The sequence below is a fragment of the Haloglycomyces albus DSM 45210 genome (genome assembly GCF_000527155.1).
Lineage (GTDB): Bacteria > Actinomycetota > Actinomycetes > Mycobacteriales > Micromonosporaceae > Haloglycomyces > Haloglycomyces albus.
Map to the genome: position 1 here is coordinate 1,773,099 of NZ_AZUQ01000001.1, position 17,317 is coordinate 1,790,415.

Genomic DNA, 17,317 nt, shown 5'->3' on the forward strand with positions numbered 1-17,317 from the left:
CGGCCCACAATGATGCGTCGGTGAGGCGAGTTTCCTCCTCACCGACGGGAACTACCGCAAGCTGAGCCCTTTTTCCTGCAGGAAACTGAGCGGCTCCACCGGTGTGCCGTTGTCGTGCACCTCGAGGTGCAAGTGCGACCCCAGCGAGAATCCCGTGTTTCCGGCCTTGGAAATCTGATCTCCGGCCTCCACCCATTGGCCCGGTTCGACCAGCAGCTCGGAATTATGAGCGTAGTAGGTCTGTACGCCGTCACCGTGATCGAGTATCACGAGACGACCGAATCCGCCCTCCCAGCCGGCGGTGACCACTTCACCCGGATAAACGGCGTATATGGGATCGCCCGTCGCGGCCGAAAAGTCCACCCCGTTGTGGCTGGAACCCCAGCGGGGGCCGTATTGCGAGGTGATCATGATGTCCTTCAACGGTTCGACCCACCTCCGTTCCGGCGACTGAACCGTTACCTCCGAATGGGGAATGTTGCGGCGTTCCACCTCGCGCGATTCGCTCGCCTCGTCCGCGCCGTCCGTCGAGCCGTTCTCGACATTGCCCGTGCCGGAATGAGCACCGTTGACGGCCGTATTGTGCTGTGGAACTCTGGCGTTGGACGCGATGTCGGCTATCGCTTCGTTCGCGGTGGAGTCGGGAGTGTTGTCCGGCAGGGTGGCCGCTGACGACAGTGCCACGGTTGATGCGCCCACCACGGCGGCGCCGAGAACGGCGGCATAGCGCTTCTGGGTGCCTTCCAGGAAGGGCGCGATCTCGGCGGTCCATTTGGCCCGGTGTCGTCCCCGTAGTCGGTGTGGACGGGCCGCATGGCGTCGAATGGGACGGTCGTCCACGTTGGAGTGGTCGCCGTCCGACGTCGGGTTTTTCAATCCAATGCTGGACAAAATACCTCCAAAGACGTTGGGACGCCTCGCCGATTCGGACCTGCGAGGGTCGTCTTTCGTACGCGCCTGAAATGGGAAGGGAGGCGTGGACGTATCCTCACCTCCGTCGTGGTGAAGAGCCGAGCCTCGATCTTCCATCGATGTCCGTACCGGCGCACTGTGCCGGTCGGTCAGGCGGTCCGGTGGCTGTGGCCACAGGACAGGCAGACGCCTCATCCTATGAGGCGGTGCGGCGCTTTAGCGTCATTTGTGAACGATCGGCGTGTCGGCGGCGGTGTAGTCCGTGGTCGAAGCCGGTGCTTGACCTGCGGCGGTCGGGCTCCACATACAGCAAGCTCGATTCGTATGCCACACTGAGAACGCCATGTCCAACGAGTGACCGTCGAACGTGCCCGATGTTCGCCGGTCGGACCGATTCAGACGGTGAAAAGACTATGGTTGTCGGATAATGTCCGCAATCGTTGACAATATGTCGGATAGAGAACAGTTGTTATGCAAGCGACCGCCCATAGACCGTTCAAGCGTCCCCATCTAGGGTCGCGGAAGATGCAGATCCTGCAGTCGTGGCTGTTGATTCTCGTCTACTACGCCGTGGCCGGTTTCGCCCTCGCGCACTTCTGGACAACCGAGTCACTCATGCCCGTGGAGCCGTTGGCGTTCCTGGCTTTGTTCCTGGTTACCCAGAACCTCAAGATCCAACTGCAACTGCGTTTCCAGAGCCTGTCGTTCACCTTCTCCGACATCGCGTTGGTTCTGGCGCTCTTCTATCTGCCCTTGTTCTGGGTGCTGGCGGTGAAACTGCTCGCCGTCGTTATATGGCAAGGGTCCCGGCTTCTGCGGCATGAGGTGCCCGTCTTCAAACCGGCGGTCAACCTGGCGGCCAGCAGCGTCGGTACGAGCGCCGGCTGCGTCACCGTCGCTCTCCTTGGGCTGGGCGGCGCCGACGAGCCGCGTACCTGGCTGGTCTTGGTGACCGCCGTCGTCATCGCCACCGTCTGCACCTGGATTCCGTTCGTCACCATCATCCCGATCGCACAAGGGTGGGCACTGACCAAACCCGTGGTGGGGCGGCTGCCGGTCGGCATACTGGTCAGCCTGATCGGTGGTTCGGTGGGCATCATCTGTCTGGCGCTCATCGACACCAACGTCTGGGCGATCGTCCCGATCGCATTGGTGGCGGGAATCTTCATCCTTCTGGCGCGTAACTACGCCCGAATCCGCAAGGCCCGAGCGGTCCTGGACGACCTCAATTCCTTCACCCAGGTGGCTTCGGGAGCGGTCCGCTCCAATCGGCTTCTCGACGCCGTCCTGCACAAGCTGCGTGAAATCATGCAGAGCGAGTACGCCGTGCTCTGGATACCACGCGAAGGTCGTTATCCGCAGGTGCGTCTCGTGTCCTCCGCCGACGGAGTGGCTTTGTCCGACACCGACCCGATCCACCCGGAGCTGGAAGAGCGGGTCGTGCGGCAGGATCAGGCCATGGACGTGGGTGCGTACGCGGGCACCTTCGAAGAACGGCTCTGGCTGCGCGAATCGGGTCTTGACGGAGCCATCATCGTGCCGCTCCGCTCCGGACCGGAAACCTACGGCTGTCTGGCGGTGGCCAACAAGATCGGCGGGGAGCTCGCCCGGTTCAACTCCGACGACCGTCAGCTTATGGAAACCATTGCCGCCCACGTATCCGTGGCGGTGGACAATTCGCGCCTGATCGACCAACTCACCTACGACGCCTACCACGACCCTCTTACCGGGCTGCCCAATCGACGACGGACGACCGATGCGGTCGCGGAGGCCATAGCGATCAACGTGGCCGACGACGTGGCCGCGGTGATGCTGTTCGACGTCGACAACATGCACGAAGTCAACGATGCCCTCGGCCATGAGGCGGGTGACCGTCTGCTCAACGAATTCGCCGAACGGCTGCGTCAGAAAGCGCCGCAGAGCGCGTTCATCGGACGAGTGGACTCCGACGAGTTCATCGTGCAGCTACGCGTCCCCACCACACGGCAGGCGGGCGAACTGGCACAGGAACTGCACGATCAGGTCGCCGAGGAGCCGTTCAACCACCACGGCGTTCTCATTGACATCTCCGCCGCCGTCGGGGTCGTCACCCACCCCGATTTTGCCTCCACCGCCGAGGAAATGCTGCAACGGGCCAATACGGCCGTGCGCCAGGCGAAGGAAAACGGAAACCACGTCACCGTCTATCACACCGGGCTGGAATCCCAGTCCCTACGACGGGTCGGCTTGGCCGCCGACCTGCGCCGCGCGCTCGACGCGGAGGCCCTGGAAGTCTATTACCAACCCAAGATCGATCTGCGCACCGGAGAGGTGGAGGGAGCCGAAGCGCTGCTGCGCTGGTCGCACTCCACCTACGGTTTCATCTCTCCTGAAGAGTTCATCTCGATCGCCGCCCAGACCGGTCAACTCGGTCGCCTCACCGAATGGGTCCTCCGGCAATCGATGCGACAGGCCGCCGAATGGAGCGACGAAAACGGTCCATTGCCCATGGCGGTCAATCTTTCCCCTCGAACCCTGGCCGACCTGAACTTCCCCGACCGTGTCGGAAACGTGCTCAATGAATTCGGAATCTCCACCGACCGCCTCATCTTCGAAATCACCGAAGACGACATGGTCGCCGACGGACCCCGTCTCACTCCGGTCCTGCAACGACTCCACGAAGCGGGAGTGCAGTTGGCCGTGGACGACTTCGGTACCGGTTATTCCTCCCTCAGCTACCTACGACGCCTACCGGTCAGTGAGATCAAGATCGACCTCCGTTTCGTACAGGGGATGAACACCGACCCCGACGATCGAGCGATCGTCAAAGCCATCATCGACCTGGCCGAACACTTCGACATGCGCGTCGTCGCGGAGGGAGTGGAAACCGCCGAGGTCATGGACGAACTGCGGCAGCTCGGGTGCGACTCCGGACAGGGATACTACTTCACCCGGCCGCTGCCCGCCCAACGTTTCGAGACGTGGCTCGACAGCCATCGAAACTCCGGTCGCTAGGCAGTATCCAACCGGAATGCGTTGTGGGTCATAATGGAGACCCCAGAAGCAAACGCCCATAAGGATCGTGTAATCTTAATGAGGTCGCGGCGCACAGCGCAGCACAGGCCCCAATAGCTCAGTCGGTAGAGCGTCTCCATGGTAAGGAGAAGGTCAACGGTTCGATTCCGTTTTGGGGCTCGATGGCATCGCTCACAAGCTGGTCAGCTCACGGGGCGGTGCATTTTATTGCCTAGCATGGCATTTGGCGGTGTAGCTCAGTGGTAGAGCGTACGACTCATAATCGTTGTGTCGCCGGTTCGATCCCGGCCACCGCTACTTTTGATTGGTGGGTGACCGTTCCTCCTGTTTCAGGCACGTCATCTTCACGTTGCGGGGGCCTCTTACGGCCGAAAGGCCGCAGCGAGTCCTCCTCACGCAAATCTGAAGCACCTGAAACAGCCTGAACTTCTTTCCAGCTCTATCGCCGCGTCGCACGAGAGCGCTCGCGGCTCGTTCTTCGCGAACCCGACGGTGCACGTCATTCGAAGATCTTGTTTGGTAGCGCCGTACGTCGGTACCGGCGTGTTGCTCAGGTGAGAGCGAGACCTCCGTCGACAGTGAGGACCTGGCCGGTGATCCAGGTGTGGGAAGGGCTGGCCAATTGCGCAATCCAGTTAGCGATTTCGTCGGGTTCGCCACGTCGGCGTAGCGGAATGCGAGCAGCTTCGTCTTGTTTGACAGCCTCGACATCGGCGTCGGAGAGTCCTGCGGCGGTAAGCGCCTCGCTCTCGGTTGGCCCGGGGGCGACGGCGTTGACACGAACGCCGTCGGGGGCGAGTTCAAGTGCCCAGCTGCGTGTGAGCTGTTCAAGCGCCGCTTTGGAAGCGGCATAGTGGGCAGCGTGAGGCAGTGGCCTGTGGCCGAAAGTGCTGGAGATATTGACGATCGCCCCACCATTGCGGCGCAAGTGTGGCACGGAGGCGTGAGCCAGGAGACTCGGCGCGGTGATGTTGAGCGCGAAGAGTTCGTCGATCCCCGTTGCGGTGGTCTGGTCCAATGGCATCATGCGGGTAGCTCCGGCGTTATTGACCAGGATGTCGACCTTGCCCCACCGGTCGACGGCTGTATCGATGACCAGTTGCGACGCTTCGGGTTCGCGGAGGTCGGCGGCGTAGGTGCTAATGGTGGGGTGGCCGGTGGTGGTTTCATCGAGGGCGTGCTGACGTCTGCCCACGCCGAGCACTTGAGCCCCGGCCTGGGCGAACACACGGGCGGTGGATCGGCCGATACCTGAACCGGCACCGGTAACGACGACTACCTTGCCGGTGAATTCCTGATGTGGTCGAGTGTTCAACGACGACTCCTTTGTTCGATGTTCGTGAAATATAGAACTAAGGTATCATGGGGTCATGAAATTGGTGCGGCACCCTAAACCGGAGGAGATGGTCCTCGTCGATGTGCTCAGAGCGCTGAGTGACCCTATTCGTATCGGGCTTGTGCGAGTCCTCGCTGATGGTTGTGAACGTGGCTGGGCCGAGCTTCAAGCGCCGGTGTCCAAGTCAACGTTGAGCTATCATTTGACGACGCTGAGGGATGCGGGTATCACCCGGACTCGCCAGGAAGGCACGCGTTGTTTTGTCGAACTTCGTCGTGATGATCTTGACAGTCGGTTTCCGGGACTCCTGGATGCGGTTCTAGGGGCGGTCGACAGTGGCGAAGTTGGCGTCCATGTGGGGTTGCGAAGCGACGTGGATTCTGGGAGCGATCGTTCGTAATTGCGGTACCGGCTGTCGACGACCATCGCTACGGCTTTCCTAGAGAAGGGTTTTTCGGCGGCCAGACGCGCTCTTGAGGCTGTAGCGCGGTATGTGGTGGCGCGTCCGAGCCGCCCGAGGCACATTTGCACATCGAGACTGCGACGGCGTTTGAGCCGGTGAAGCCGCGATTTTTCGGTGGTGTTGCGCACTACAGCCGCTCCCCCTCGGTGCGATGAGGGGATGAGAGGTATTATCGTAGGGCTACGGAGCAACCATCGTTGGGTTGCCGGGAGAATCCGGCCATCGCCACGAAGTCACGGCGGTTTCGGCGTGAAACTGATCATCGTGAATATGAGCTGTCGATTCGCGGTGATAATCTTGAGTGGTTGCTTTCGCGACTGAGTGGTGATTCCGATGCTGAATACGGTTTCCGATGATCACCACTTTTTGTTTTGTCCACACGACTGTAAAACAGTCCCTGAACGAGGAAGGCACTCATCGTGGCTAAGGCTACCGACGTCCGTCCTAAAATCACCATGGCCTGCGTGGAGTGCAAGGACCGCAACTACATCACCAAGAAGAACCGTCGCAACACGCCTGACCGTCTTCAGCTGAAGAAGTTCTGCCCGCGTTGCCGCACTCACCAGCCGCACCGCGAGACCCGCTAGTTACGGTTTCTTCCACCTCCAATGCTTAATACTTCTTATGTGGGGCAATCCCTGCCGAAAACCGATTCGGTGGAGATTGCCCCAGAATCCGTTGCGGCCTTTGCCTCTGCCCTGGGGCTTGAAGATACTCGCACCGTTCCGCCCACCTTTCTCATATCCCTGACCCTTCCCGCCTCCGATCGGCTGATCGAGGACCCGGACTTTGGCCTGGATTTCAGCAAGGTTCTGCACCGCGAACAGCAATTCGACTACTACCGGCAGCCCCGGGTGGGTGACGTGGTGAATTGCACCGTCACCGTTGAATCGATCAAAGAGGTGGCTGGAAACGAACTGTTGACCCTTTCGACCTTGGTGGAGACGGCCGATGAGCCGATCGCCAAGGTCACGACCGTTCTGTTTGTGGCAGGGGAGTAGCGATATGGGGCGTTTCGACGATTTTGACAAAGGCCAACCGGTGGTTGATCGCCGGTTCACCATTTCGCGCGCCGATCTGCGCGCCTACGCCGAGGCCTCCGGCGATCACAACCCGATTCACTTGGATGAACAGGCCGCTCGCGATGCGGGTCTGCCGGACGTGATCACTCACGGGATGTACACCTTGGGCCTTGCGGCCCGAGCGATCAGTGAATGGCTGGACGACGCCGGGCTGACCGCCGATGTGTCGCGGCTGTCCGGTCGTTTTGCCCGCCCCGTGGTGGTGTCGGCCGACGACGGCGGAGCCATCGATGTGGAGGCCAAAGTGCGCCGAGTCGACGATGACGAGCTCGAGCTGGCCGTCACCGTGTCCAGCGAAGGAAACCGCGTACTGGCTCCCGCCCGTATTACCTGCCGGGCGGCATAAGCGGTGAAACCGTAGTGTGAGGGCCCGCCGACATCGGCGGGCCCTCACGCGTGTTCAGACGACGCGGTTATTTGTCGTAGTTGAAGAAACCTTGGCCGCTCTTGCGTCCGATGTCGCCGGAAGCCAGCAGACGACGCATGAGAGCCGGAGGATGGAACTGTGCCTCCGGGGTGTCGTCGTGAATGTTCTCGGTGGCGTGCGTCAGCACGTCGATACCGGTGAGATCGGCCGTCGCCAGTGGCCCCATGGGGTGGCCGAAACCTAGCTGACAAGCCGTGTCGACGTCCTCGGCGGAGATGACTCCGTCCTCGACGAGCCGGATGGCCTCGTTGACCAGAGCGCAGATCAAACGCGTGGTGGCGAACCCGGCGATGTCGCGATTGACGACGATGCAGGTCTTGCCGATCTTCTCGGCGAAGGCCCGGGCACGATCGAGGGCTTCGTCGCTGGTCTTGTATCCGCGTACCAGCTCGCACAGCTTCATCATCGGTACCGGGGAGAAGAAGTGCGTCCCCACGACGCGCTCGGGGTGCGAGGCGGTGGCGGCGATTTCGGTGATCGGAATGGCGGACGTGTTCGTCGCCAGCAGGGTGTCCTTACCGACGATCTCCGAGAGTCGGGCGAAGAGGTCCTGTTTTATCTCGAGACGCTCGAAGACGGCTTCCACCACGATGTCGGCGTCAGCGGCCGCGTTCAGATCATCGCTGGTGGCGATGCGTGACTGGGCGGCAGCGGCGTCGTCGGCGCTGATTTTGTCCTTGGCTACGAATCGTTGCAGAGAGGATTCAATGGATTCGGTGGCCCGCTTGAGCGCGGCGGGGTCCTTGTCGACGAGGGTTACCTCGTCACCGGCAACAGCGGTCACCTGTGCGATACCCGAACCCATGAGACCCGAGCCGATTATTGTCACTTTTCCCATAACATGAGACTAACGGAGGTTTCATTCGTCGCGGCACCGGGGACTCCTTTCCGGTGCGTATGCCCGTGGCCGCAGTACGCCGACGGGCGAAGCGTTTCCTCTAGACTGTGGGCATGTCAGTTCATCTCACCAAGATCTACACCAAGACCGGCGACAAGGGCACCACCGCGCTGTCCGATTTTTCTCGCGTGGCGAAGACCTCGCCGCGCATCACCGCCTATGCGGACGTCGATGAGACCAATGCCGCGATCGGAGTCGCCCTGGCGCTGGGCGGCGCCGACATCGAGCCGTTCCAGGCGGTTCTGACGGAAGTGCAGAACGACCTCTTCGACGTCGGTGCCGACCTGTCCACCCCGCTGAGTGAGAACCCCAAGTACCCGCCGCTGCGCATCGACGACGGTTATGTGGAGCGCCTGGAGACGGCGATCGACGAATGGAACGAAAAACTCGAACCGTTGCGGTCGTTCATTCTGCGCGGAGGAAACCCCGCAGCCGCCCTACTGCACCAGGCCTGCACGATTTCACGGCGGGCGGAACGCTCCATCTGGGCTCTACTGGAGGTGGAAGAGGAGACCACGCACGGACTTCCGGCGCAGTACCTCAACCGGCTTTCCGATCTACTGTTCGTCTTGGCGCGCTGTGCCAACGGTGGTAACGACGTCCTGTGGCGTCCCGGTGAGTCCGGGTCGAGCTCCACGGACGACTAGAACCCTGCGGAAGACACACCGCCGCGTCACGCCGTGCTGGTAAGACGGAATTCAGTGGGGCGTACGTGGTGGGTGTTTTTAAAGGCGTTGCTGAAGCCGTACGTGTTGGCGTAGCCGACCGTTCTGGCGATCGCGGCGATGCTCAGATCGCTTTCGGCCAGCAGCTCCTGAGCCCTGTGCATGCGTAGGCGGGTGAGGTAGCGCAGGGGAGGCTCGTCCATGACCTCCCGGAAACGTTCGGCGAAGGCCGCGCGGGAGACGCGACAGTGGCGCGCCAAGCTCTCCACCGTCCAACGATGGCCCACGTCGTCGTGTATGACCTCCAAGGCGGGGCCGACGATGTCGTCGGACATGCCGCGATACCAACGGGGTGCTTGGTCGCCTTGGCGGCTGAACCATTCCTGGAGCGAACACACCAGCCCCCAATCGAGAAAGCGGTCCACCATCGCCTGCGTCCCCGCTTGTTTCGAAGCCGCCTTGTCGGCGACGTAGTTCATGACCGGAAGCGCCTCCTCGCATTCGAGGTAGGTCGTCACCGTCGGCAAAGCCTGCAACAGCGGCTCGTGGCGTCGACTGAGAGCCTGATACGAACCGGCGACGAGCACGGCGCTGTTCGGGTTTTCGGCGATGAATTCATCGGTGTCTTCACGACTGTCGTTCCAGGAAGAGTGGGAATCGCAATGGTACGGGTAGCCGAATGAATCTTCGGCATCGGCGACGCGTACTGCCTCGACACCGTTCACCAGGGCGGTATGGTGCTCCTGAACCTCTGTAGAAGACCCGTCCGGCAGTTTTAGCACGGCCCTTCCGCGCAGGATTGTAATCATGCGAAGGGACGCCGAATTGTTCAGGTCGACCACCCAGGGCGGCTGAAGGGATGCGCGACAGACCATGGCGCCGTCGGATCGGATTCCGCGTAGAAAATCACTCAAAGGGTCCATGACCAAACCATAGACGATCGAATATCGGAACCCGATGGTGAAGCATCGACGGTCCGCCGGATTCGGCGTGTACTTGACCCGTACACGTTGAACAAAGGAGACCATATGAGCCACAAAGGAAACGCCCTCGTCGTCCACCCCCATCACCGCGATGATTCGTTCACCGCCACCCTTGCCCGTCTCGCCGAAAAGAACCTCATCGAAGCGGGGTGGAGCGTCGACTACCTCGATCTCGCCGCCGAAGGTTTTGACCCGAACATGAACCTGGCCGACCAGCCGGACTGGTTCGACCGGGACAAGGAGTACTCGCCCGAAGCCACCGCTCACATGGATCGTCTGTTGGCCGCGGATCTGGTCGTCATCGCCTTCCCGGTCTACTGGTTCAGCTTTCCCGCCCTCCTCAAAGGGTGGATCGACCGTGTCTGGAACTACGGCTTCGCCTATGGACGCAGCCGGCCACGACTGGCGGATACGCGCGCGCTGTTCATCGCCACGGCCGGAGCCACCGCCGATGAAGAAGGCACCGACGAGATATTGCTGCCCAGTCTCAACGCACAGGTCTATGGAACCGGGCACGTATGCGGCCTCAAAGAGACTCGGCTGCACCTCGTGTTCAATGCCGAGGGCGAAGGCGTCGACGATCGCGACGCTCACTATGCGGAGCTTCAAGCGCAGGTGGAGAAACAGGTGAGTGAACTCGCCGCGGCGGGCGAACGCTAAAGAGAAGAGGCCGCACCCGGAGGTGCGGCCTCTGACCAAGAAGAAAAACCCGTCAACGCGGAGGGCGACATGGCAAGCTCCAGAACGCCCTGCGACGAGTCGCAAACCAGAATTTTGATCCCGGCGGGAAACATGAGCTCCTCGCCGTCCACCGGTCCGCGTCGATCGGTAATGACCAGATCGCCCTGGTACAGAGTGAGCCGTGGTTTCCAGGACAAAGAGAACATTCGGTACCAATGGAGGGCGGAACCCTCGTATACGGCGTAACCGGGCGCCCAACCGCGTCCCGGAGTCTTAAATCGCAGATGAGCGGCCATCGGCATGGATGCCACCCGGCGAGTCAGTACTCTCCGGCGCAAATAGGTGAGCGCGAGGCACACTGCTAGCCCTACGACGATGGCGAGGAGGGCCAATAGCAGTGCGATCCACATCGTTACGCAGTCGCCGCCTCTACTTGACGGGCCGATTCGGCGAGAACGGTGACCCCGTCGGCGGTGATGGAAATGAATCCGCCGGTAACCTCGAAGTCGAGGCGCTCGCCTTCGGTGGTGTACAGGTGAACGTTGCTGTCCACGGCCACTTCGCCGAGCATGGGGATGTGGCCCGGGTAAACACCCAGTTCACCTTCGGTGGTGCGGGCGTAGACCGAGGAGGCCTCACCTTCCCAAATCTGGGCTTCCACCGCTACCAGCTTCACAGTCAGGGGAGAATGAGTAGCCACGGCTCTCCTTAAAGTCTTTTGAGAACGAGTTAAAGAAAAGTCTAGCTCAATTGTCCAAGTAACGTACAACACGCCACGCTGTCGCGGTATGAGCCGCGAACGGTGGCGGTGTTCCCGATCGAGCGGACCCTGACGGCCGGACTCGACCGAAAAGAGGGCCGCCCACGAGCTCGGTGTGAGCTACGTGGGCGAACTCTGTATTCGTTCTCTCTCCGGCCCCGACCGAACGTGGTCGTTCGGCCCTTAAACGCGGGCCCGGCGAGCCAAACGCTCGGGGTCCATGATGATGACGCTCTTTCCGTCCAGACGCAGCCATCCACGACCCGCGAAGTCGGCGAGCGCTTTGTTCACCGTTTCGCGGGAGGCCCCGACGAGCTGAGCCAGTTCTTCCTGGGTCAGGTCGTGCGTGACGCGCAGGACGCCACCGTCACGGGTGCCGAAGCGGCTGGCCATGTGCAGCAGGGCCTTGGCGACACGCCCGGGTACGTCGGTGAAGATCAGGTCGGCCATCGAGTCGTTGGTGCGGCGCAGGCGACGTGCGATGACGCGCAGCAGCTGCTCGGCGATCTCGGGACGGTTGGTCAACCAAGGACGTAGCGCGGTCTTGGACAGGCGAGCCAGGCGCGTGTCGGTGAGCGCGGTTGCCGTGGCGGTCCGTGGACCCGGGTCGAATAGGGCCAATTCACCGACCATGTCACTGGGGCCCATAACCGCGATGAGGTTTTGGCGCCCGTCAGTGGAGCGACGACCGAGTTTCACCTTGCCGGACATTACGATGTACAGGCTGTCCCCGGGCTCGTTTTCGGTGAAGACGGTCTGGCCCTTGTTGACGTCGATGTACTCCATCTCTTTGATGAGTGATTCGACTGCTTCGGGGTCGACGCCCTTGAAAAGGGCGGCCCTGGCCAATACATCTTCCATGTCCTTCTCGCACCTTTCTAGTGAGCACTCTGGTGAGCACTATTCATGCTGTATCTCTGAGTCTATGTCCGCGATCATGTCAAGAAAAGCAAAATGTTCCTTTTTATGACCGCACCCCCGTCATGACATCCACGTTCCCACGACTTCCCTGGTCAATCAGTGAACCTAAAGGCGCTTTAAAGAGTCACTTACGTAATCCACGGGAGTTCGACGTTCACGTGCTCTCGCTCCAGTGGCGTTTGTGTGGACCCGTTTTCGTGGGCCTCTGCGTATTCACTTTTCATCGGAGGTATAAAAACGACATTTAGGCTTAAACATCATTTTTTATCCACGCACTAATGTATTAGTACTTTACCGGATGAATTAAGAGGTGTGGTAACGCCCTCGTTGAGACTCCCTAGACGACCGGCCTCAAAAACCTCACAAAATGAGGACCCAGACGGCGTGCGAGCAGGAAGTCGCCAATGTCAATTCAGTGTGACGTTCTATAGCGTACTGCTAATTGTGACCGCTGCCCACACATGTGAGGACTGACTCAGTGCTCGTGCGTGCGTCTTGGTATCGGCGCGTAATCTGAATAACATTCTCCTTATCTTATTCACAAGATCACTCGTCCGTGCCGAGCCCCTGGGCACGGCCTCACGATTCCGCCGCGGGCTAGGTGCACGCCCCCGTTCCCACTTCCGCGTTGGAGGACAGTCCGGCCTCCAACGCCGACTGTGCCTCGTTCATGGTCAAGGCGTAACCCGTCTCGGGGTCGTCAAGCGCGGCCGCGAAAATGACGCCGATAATGTACCCGTCCGTGGTAAGAAGTGGACCGCCGGAATTGCCGCTGATGATTTGAGCGCGCAATTGATACACCTCACGTGTCGTCGAGCCGTTTTCATATATGTTCGGGCCCGTCACCATGCGCGAATCGCGGATTCGAGCCGCGGTCGGAGTGTAATCACCACCGCCCGGATAACCCAACACAATGGAGTCCTCCCCGTCGGGAGCCGGTTGGTCCGCCAAAGGCAGGGCGGGGGCCTCCAGCCCCGGCACGTGGAGGATCGCCAGGTCGGCGTCGGAGTCGAACACCGTCACCCGCGCGTCGTACCTCGCGCCGTTCGACTCCACTTGGACGGAGTCGGTTCCCGCCACCACATGTGCATTGGTGACGACACGGTCGTCGGCGTAGACGAACGACGAGCCTTCGATCTGGCGACTGCACCGCGACGCCGAACCGTGTACCTTCAGCACCGAGGCCTCGGCGTCGCGAACCAACGGAGACGCCGCCAGCTCGGGGTCGGGAGGCGGCACGTCCGGAGCGTCGGTAGGACGTAGACCGCCGAATACATCCGGAATTTCGGACGTGTTGAGCTCGTCGCGCATCGACTCGTAGACGCCTTGGACGGGCGAGGGCATGTGGTCGTCGATGGTGCGAACCAATTCGGAATGCCGCACGGCACTGGCGACCTCGGGGATCGACGACATGGCCAGGGGAGCGGCGATGAGCCACGTGGCCAGGAAAACCGCGCTCAACGAAACGATCGGTCCACCGATATGGTCGAGCTTACGGAGTTTCTCCCATCGCAGGTGACGCCGCAGCTTATGGCCGAGGAAGGTGCAGACGGCCTGGCAGATCAGGGCGGTGGCGAAAATGACAATCAGAGCGGCGAGCAGCTTTGTGGAAGGATCGTGGTAATACCCGGCGATCCAGGGGACCAGCTGAACCCCCAAAACGGCCCCACCGAGAAAGCCGACGAAGGTGGCCGCCGAGATGATGAATCCCTGCCGGTAACCGTGGCCCGCAAAGAGCAGGGCAAGTACCACGATGACAATATCAATGACCAGTCCACCGGTCTCACCTGGCATTACTCAACTCCCTACCTTATGAGCGCCGCTGCCACACCCTGCGTTGCTGTTCCAGGGAGAAAAACCGATCCGGGTCCCAATCGCGCTCCATGCCCATGTCGGAAATCAGCCACGAGAGAACTCCACCGGTGAACCCCCAGATCAACGGCACTCCGTCAACGTGAAAGCCTGGCCCGGTTCTTCCACTGGGATATGTGACGGTACCACGGTTTTCGGGGTGAGCCAGAGTCCGCAAGGAAACGCTGTGCACCGCCGCAACCTCGTTGACGTCAACCGGCTGAACCGGATGCGGCTCGCTCCATCGCGCCAGCACACAGGTGACGAGATAACTCGACACCGGTATCCACAACGGAGGCAGCTCCACCCCGATCTCGACACCGGCGGGTTTGACGCCCAGCTCCTCCTCGGCCTCACGGAGCGCCGCGTCCGTCGCGTCCGCATCGCACTCCTCAAGAGCGCCCCCGGGAAAGGACATCTGCCCGGGATGGTGCCGCAGATGGTGCGCGCGCTCCTGGAGCACTATCTCCGGTCCTTCGTCACCATCGGCGAGCAGCACCAAAACCGCCGCGGAGCGAGCCCCCGACGCCCGCTGTGCGGTCGGCAGAGACGACAGGGAACCCGACCGACCGGACTCGTCGTCCACCGCACGTAGAAGATCGAACCACCATTCGGGAGCATCGCTCATACACTCAACTCCAGACCGAAGGCATCGTTGGACCGCTCCACCAACGTCTCGTAATCCACCCCCGCCTCGGTGACGACCTCGGCGATAGACCCGTCGGGACGTACCAGAACGAGAGCCGGCAGGGCCGGAACCGAAAAGTCCCGACGCAAAGCCTCCTCCGGATCGAAAACACTCGGGAACGTCACCTCGAAGTCCTCCGCGAACCAGCGAGCGCGATCACGAGTATCACCCGTGTTCACCCCGACCACATCCACCTGATCGGAATGGCTCTGAAAGAAACGCTCCAACTCCGGCATTTCCTCCCGGCACGGACCGCACCAACTCGCCCACAGCGACAACACCAGCGGTTGATCCGTCGGTCCGACGGTGAAAGGCTCGTCGGTCCCCAAACACGTCAAGTCGTGATCGCCGACCTCGGCGATGTCCACCTCGGCCTCATAGTCACCACACGGCACCTCCCACGCCGGAGCGGCGTCGCTCTCCTCGAGTGGAGACGACGACGATTGCGACGGGGACGTACAGGCCGACAGCGCCGTCACCGCCGCCAACACCACACCCCACGTCAAACGTGACCGTTTCCCCGCGATCCTCATGCGCCGCCCTCCGCTGAGACGCCGGCCAGATCGAGCAACTCCACCCGACGATCCCCCTTCACCAGGGGTGCCGCCTCGGCCGGATCGGTGGGGCCGTCTCCGAACGAGGGACAGTAACGCGCCAGGGTACAGGCCCCGCACGCGGGTTTACGCGCCTGGCATACGCGCCTGCCGTGGAAGATGATCCGGTGACTGAACATGGTCCACTCCGATTCGTCCAGCAGCTCGCGCAGGTCGAACTCCACCTTCACCGCGTCCGAGTTCTCGGTCAAACCCAGTCGGCGGGTAATCCGCAGCATATGCGTATCGACGGTGATTCCCGGAAGACCGAAGGCATTGCCCCGAATGACGTTCGCGGTCTTACGGCCGATACCCGGCAGCGCGGTCAACGCCTTGAGATCCGACGGAAGCTCCCCGTCGTACTTCTCCACCAGAGCCCGGCACATCCCGATGATCGACTTCGTCTTATTGCGGTAAAAACCCGTCGGACGGATCAGCTTCTCGACCTCCTCCGGATCGGCGGCGGCGTAGTCCTCCGCCGAACGGTAGCGGGCGAACAGGTCCGGGGTCGTCTTATTGACACGCACGTCCGTGCACTGAGCCGACAGGATCGTGGCGATCGCCAGTTCCAGGGGGTTCGAGTAATCCAACTCGCAATGGGCGTCCGGATGCGCCTCGGCCAGCAGTTTATCGACGGTGCGCGCCCGGCGTTTTCTCGCCAGGTCGGTTTCGGTTCCATTCTTGGCAGCAGCAGCGGTCACAGAGCCAGTTTACGCGAAGCACACGACCTTGATAAGGCCGTGATAACCACTTCATACGCCTACGATCCCGCGCCCGACACGGCCCTACGCCTGGGACGCAAGCACACCGCCGTGACGACCAAAAACCCGACGGCCAGCCCCGAAGCGAGCAATTCCACCATCCCCATCCGCCGAGCCGACGAGGACACGCCCCCGGGGCCGAACGCCGCCGTGTCGGACTCCAGGGCCGCCGGAATGTCCAGCATCCCCGACCCCAGGTCGGCGGGCCCACCGGTCGCGCTCGCCAGCAACATATGACGTAGTTCGGCGACCCCCGCCTGCGGATGGGCCTCCCGTAGCAAGGCCGCCGCTCCCGACACGAGGGCGGTGGAAAACGACGTTCCCGTCGCTCGCCGGTATCCGCCGTCGGGAGCCGGAACCCGTAGTTTCGCCGACGGTGCGGCCAAATCCGCGGCTTCGCCGGTGACGGCGGTGGGCCAGCGCTCGCCGTCGGGGCCTACACCGGTAACGGCCACGGTCAGCGGGTCGCGGCCCGGGTACCAGATTTCGGAGTCTCCGCTGCCGTCGGAGTTTCCGGTGCAGGCAATGACCAGGACGCCGTGGTTGTCGGCGTATTCGAGCGCTTCGGCGAGAGCGTAGGTGGAGCGACTGCCTCCCAGGGACAGGTTGATGATGTCGGCGTCGTTCTGTACGGCCCATTCGATGGCGGTGGCGACCGTGGTGGCGTCGTGGTATTTGTTCTCATCGTCAAGCACTCGCACCGGTAGAACGGTGGCGTCGGGGGCCACGCCGGGGGTGGGGGAGTCCCGTTGGGCGGCGATGAGTCCGGCGATCGCCGTTCCGTGGCCGACCGGGTCGTGGTGTCCGAGGCGCTGCGCGGGTCGATGTTGTGAGTCCGAAGCGGGTACGTATGAGAGGCCGTCTGTGACGTTCGGAGCCAAGGCGGGGTGCGTGGCGTCGACGCCGGAATCGATGACCGCCACCGTCACGTCGTCACCGGTCGCGTGTTCCCAGGCGGTTTCGGTTCCGATGCGGTCGTGGTGCCACGATTGCAAGCCGTTCGAGTGAGCCGCGCTCGGAGCCAGGACCACGAGGTACATCGATGCTACGATGAGGCAAAGGACCGCCGACCACAATGACGACGACGTCGTCGCCATGGCCCCACCGTGGTGCGGTCGTCGACGTCGGGTGCGTGAGGGCCGCGTTCCAGCGAGGCCGTACACCAACCGACGCAGCATTACCTGCAGTGTCCGCATCATCCACATAATGTAGGGATGGTGGCACGAAATGTGCCGCAACGGCGGTAATGACACGAATTCGGTTTACGGTTTTGTGACACTC

19 protein-coding genes and 2 tRNA genes are annotated in these 17,317 nt (G+C 61.8%); 9 read left to right on the forward strand and 12 right to left on the reverse strand.

The genetic code is table 11. The features are described 5' to 3' along the window. Positions 1–51: 51 nt before the first annotated feature. Complete coding sequence (locus HALAL_RS0108305) at positions 52–891, reverse strand: M23 family metallopeptidase (protein WP_169732423.1); 840 nt, start codon at positions 889–891, stop codon at positions 52–54. A 546-nt stretch (positions 892–1,437) separates the two neighbouring features. Between HALAL_RS0108305 and HALAL_RS0108315 the strand changes: the two genes are divergently transcribed. The 3 genes from HALAL_RS0108315 to HALAL_RS0108325 all read left to right on the forward strand — a co-directional run bounded on the left by HALAL_RS0108315 (position 1,438) and on the right by HALAL_RS0108325 (position 4,224). Next, positions 1,438–3,906 (forward strand): putative bifunctional diguanylate cyclase/phosphodiesterase, encoded by a 2,469-nt coding sequence (locus HALAL_RS0108315; RefSeq protein ID WP_025273559.1) that lies wholly within the window; start codon positions 1,438–1,440, stop codon positions 3,904–3,906. A gap of 107 nt (positions 3,907–4,013) precedes the next feature. Beyond that, positions 4,014–4,086 (forward strand) — tRNA-Thr (locus tag HALAL_RS0108320). A gap of 66 nt (positions 4,087–4,152) precedes the next feature. Then, positions 4,153–4,224, forward strand: a tRNA-Met gene (locus tag HALAL_RS0108325). A 253-nt stretch (positions 4,225–4,477) separates the two neighbouring features. Here the strand turns inward: HALAL_RS0108325 and HALAL_RS0108330 are convergent. Continuing rightward, a complete protein-coding gene (locus tag HALAL_RS0108330; protein ID WP_025273560.1) occupies positions 4,478–5,242 on the reverse strand; it encodes an SDR family NAD(P)-dependent oxidoreductase in 765 nt (254 codons plus the stop codon). A 55-nt stretch (positions 5,243–5,297) separates the two neighbouring features. Between HALAL_RS0108330 and HALAL_RS19310 the strand changes: the two genes are divergently transcribed. The 4 genes from HALAL_RS19310 to HALAL_RS0108350 all read left to right on the forward strand — a co-directional run bounded on the left by HALAL_RS19310 (position 5,298) and on the right by HALAL_RS0108350 (position 7,154). Then, complete coding sequence (locus HALAL_RS19310) at positions 5,298–5,663, forward strand: metalloregulator ArsR/SmtB family transcription factor (RefSeq protein ID WP_025273561.1); 366 nt, start codon at positions 5,298–5,300, stop codon at positions 5,661–5,663. Positions 5,664–6,142: 479 nt separating this feature from the next. Continuing rightward, the gene (gene rpmG, locus HALAL_RS18120) at positions 6,143–6,313 is read left to right on the forward strand and encodes a 50S ribosomal protein L33 (RefSeq protein WP_084471918.1); all 171 of its coding nucleotides are present in this window, start codon (positions 6,143–6,145) and stop codon (positions 6,311–6,313) included. Positions 6,314–6,334: 21 nt separating this feature from the next. Continuing rightward, positions 6,335–6,727, forward strand: coding sequence for an FAS1-like dehydratase domain-containing protein (locus HALAL_RS0108345; protein ID WP_025273563.1), 393 nt, complete (start codon positions 6,335–6,337; stop codon positions 6,725–6,727). Between the two features lie 4 nt (positions 6,728–6,731). Continuing rightward, a complete protein-coding gene (locus HALAL_RS0108350) occupies positions 6,732–7,154 on the forward strand; it encodes a MaoC/PaaZ C-terminal domain-containing protein (RefSeq protein ID WP_025273564.1) in 423 nt (140 codons plus the stop codon). Positions 7,155–7,221: 67 nt separating this feature from the next. Here HALAL_RS0108350 and HALAL_RS0108355 read toward each other — a convergent pair whose 3' ends face one another. Continuing rightward, a complete protein-coding gene (locus tag HALAL_RS0108355) occupies positions 7,222–8,073 on the reverse strand; it encodes a 3-hydroxyacyl-CoA dehydrogenase family protein (protein ID WP_025273565.1) in 852 nt (283 codons plus the stop codon). Positions 8,074–8,186: 113 nt separating this feature from the next. On the opposite strand from HALAL_RS0108355, the gene HALAL_RS0108360 reads away from it, so the two are divergent. Beyond that, the gene (locus HALAL_RS0108360; RefSeq protein ID WP_025273566.1) at positions 8,187–8,780 is read left to right on the forward strand and encodes a cob(I)yrinic acid a,c-diamide adenosyltransferase; all 594 of its coding nucleotides are present in this window, start codon (positions 8,187–8,189) and stop codon (positions 8,778–8,780) included. Positions 8,781–8,806: 26 nt separating this feature from the next. Here the strand turns inward: HALAL_RS0108360 and HALAL_RS0108365 are convergent, their stop codons facing one another. After that, positions 8,807–9,865, reverse strand: coding sequence for a cupin domain-containing protein (locus tag HALAL_RS0108365; RefSeq protein ID WP_156937672.1), 1,059 nt, complete (start codon positions 9,863–9,865; stop codon positions 8,807–8,809). On the opposite strand from HALAL_RS0108365, the gene HALAL_RS18580 reads away from it, so the two are divergent. Beyond that, a complete protein-coding gene (locus HALAL_RS18580; RefSeq protein WP_025273568.1) occupies positions 9,827–10,441 on the forward strand; it encodes an NAD(P)H-dependent oxidoreductase in 615 nt (204 codons plus the stop codon). The genes HALAL_RS0108365 and HALAL_RS18580 overlap by 39 nt on opposite strands. On the opposite strand, the gene HALAL_RS0108375 is transcribed toward HALAL_RS18580, so the two are convergent. The 8 genes from HALAL_RS0108375 to HALAL_RS0108410 form a co-directional block, all read right to left on the reverse strand. Beyond that, positions 10,438–10,872: a DUF2550 domain-containing protein gene (locus tag HALAL_RS0108375; RefSeq protein ID WP_051462841.1), complete on the reverse strand. Its 435-nt coding sequence runs from the start codon at positions 10,870–10,872 to the stop codon at positions 10,438–10,440. The genes HALAL_RS18580 and HALAL_RS0108375 overlap by 4 nt on opposite strands. A gap of 2 nt (positions 10,873–10,874) precedes the next feature. Beyond that, entirely contained in the window at positions 10,875–11,162 is a 288-nt protein-coding gene (locus HALAL_RS0108380) for a F0F1 ATP synthase subunit epsilon (protein ID WP_025273570.1), read from the reverse strand. Between the two features lie 243 nt (positions 11,163–11,405). Beyond that, complete coding sequence (locus tag HALAL_RS0108385; RefSeq protein ID WP_025273571.1) at positions 11,406–12,083, reverse strand: Crp/Fnr family transcriptional regulator; 678 nt, start codon at positions 12,081–12,083, stop codon at positions 11,406–11,408. A 657-nt stretch (positions 12,084–12,740) separates the two neighbouring features. Further along, positions 12,741–13,937, reverse strand: a complete 1,197-nt coding sequence (locus tag HALAL_RS0108390; protein ID WP_029767608.1) for a MarP family serine protease — start codon at positions 13,935–13,937, stop codon at positions 12,741–12,743. Between the two features lie 16 nt (positions 13,938–13,953). After that, positions 13,954–14,622: an NUDIX hydrolase gene (locus HALAL_RS0108395; RefSeq protein WP_025273573.1), complete on the reverse strand. Its 669-nt coding sequence runs from the start codon at positions 14,620–14,622 to the stop codon at positions 13,954–13,956. Then, the gene (locus HALAL_RS17560) at positions 14,619–15,215 is read right to left on the reverse strand and encodes a TlpA family protein disulfide reductase (RefSeq protein WP_025273574.1); all 597 of its coding nucleotides are present in this window, start codon (positions 15,213–15,215) and stop codon (positions 14,619–14,621) included. Before HALAL_RS17560 ends, HALAL_RS0108395 begins: the two co-directional genes overlap by 4 nt. Then, positions 15,212–15,976: an endonuclease III gene (gene nth / locus HALAL_RS0108405; protein ID WP_025273575.1), complete on the reverse strand. Its 765-nt coding sequence runs from the start codon at positions 15,974–15,976 to the stop codon at positions 15,212–15,214. The genes HALAL_RS17560 and nth overlap by 4 nt, the downstream gene beginning before the upstream one ends. Positions 15,977–16,035: 59 nt before the next feature. Beyond that, the gene (locus HALAL_RS0108410) at positions 16,036–17,235 is read right to left on the reverse strand and encodes a S8 family serine peptidase (RefSeq protein WP_169732424.1); all 1,200 of its coding nucleotides are present in this window, start codon (positions 17,233–17,235) and stop codon (positions 16,036–16,038) included. Positions 17,236–17,317: the final 82 nt, after the last annotated feature.

What these genes read in the sequence shown, in the direction of transcription:
- HALAL_RS0108315 (WP_025273559.1), top strand. Translation starts at nt 1,438, where the DNA reads ATGCAGATCCTGCAGTCGTGGCTGTTGATTCTCGTCTACTACGCCGTG.
- HALAL_RS19310 (WP_025273561.1), top strand. Translation starts at nt 5,298, where the DNA reads ATGAAATTGGTGCGGCACCCTAAACCGGAGGAGATGGTCCTCGTCGAT.
- HALAL_RS0108345 (WP_025273563.1), top strand. Translation starts at nt 6,335, where the DNA reads ATGCTTAATACTTCTTATGTGGGGCAATCCCTGCCGAAAACCGATTCG.
- HALAL_RS0108350 (WP_025273564.1), top strand. Translation starts at nt 6,732, where the DNA reads ATGGGGCGTTTCGACGATTTTGACAAAGGCCAACCGGTGGTTGATCGC.
- HALAL_RS0108355 (WP_025273565.1), bottom strand. Translation starts at nt 8,073, where the DNA reads ATGGGAAAAGTGACAATAATCGGCTCGGGTCTCATGGGTTCGGGTATC.
- HALAL_RS0108360 (WP_025273566.1), top strand. Translation starts at nt 8,187, where the DNA reads ATGTCAGTTCATCTCACCAAGATCTACACCAAGACCGGCGACAAGGGC.
- HALAL_RS18580 (WP_025273568.1), top strand. Translation starts at nt 9,827, where the DNA reads ATGAGCCACAAAGGAAACGCCCTCGTCGTCCACCCCCATCACCGCGAT.
- HALAL_RS0108365 (WP_156937672.1), bottom strand. Translation starts at nt 9,865, where the DNA reads ATGGGGGTGGACGACGAGGGCGTTTCCTTTGTGGCTCATATGGTCTCC.
- HALAL_RS0108375 (WP_051462841.1), bottom strand. Translation starts at nt 10,872, where the DNA reads ATGTGGATCGCACTGCTATTGGCCCTCCTCGCCATCGTCGTAGGGCTA.
- HALAL_RS0108385 (WP_025273571.1), bottom strand. Translation starts at nt 12,083, where the DNA reads ATGGAAGATGTATTGGCCAGGGCCGCCCTTTTCAAGGGCGTCGACCCC.
- HALAL_RS0108390 (WP_029767608.1), bottom strand. Translation starts at nt 13,937, where the DNA reads ATGCCAGGTGAGACCGGTGGACTGGTCATTGATATTGTCATCGTGGTA.
- HALAL_RS0108395 (WP_025273573.1), bottom strand. Translation starts at nt 14,622, where the DNA reads ATGAGCGATGCTCCCGAATGGTGGTTCGATCTTCTACGTGCGGTGGAC.
- HALAL_RS17560 (WP_025273574.1), bottom strand. Translation starts at nt 15,215, where the DNA reads ATGAGGATCGCGGGGAAACGGTCACGTTTGACGTGGGGTGTGGTGTTG.
- HALAL_RS0108410 (WP_169732424.1), bottom strand. Translation starts at nt 17,235, where the DNA reads ATGATGCGGACACTGCAGGTAATGCTGCGTCGGTTGGTGTACGGCCTC.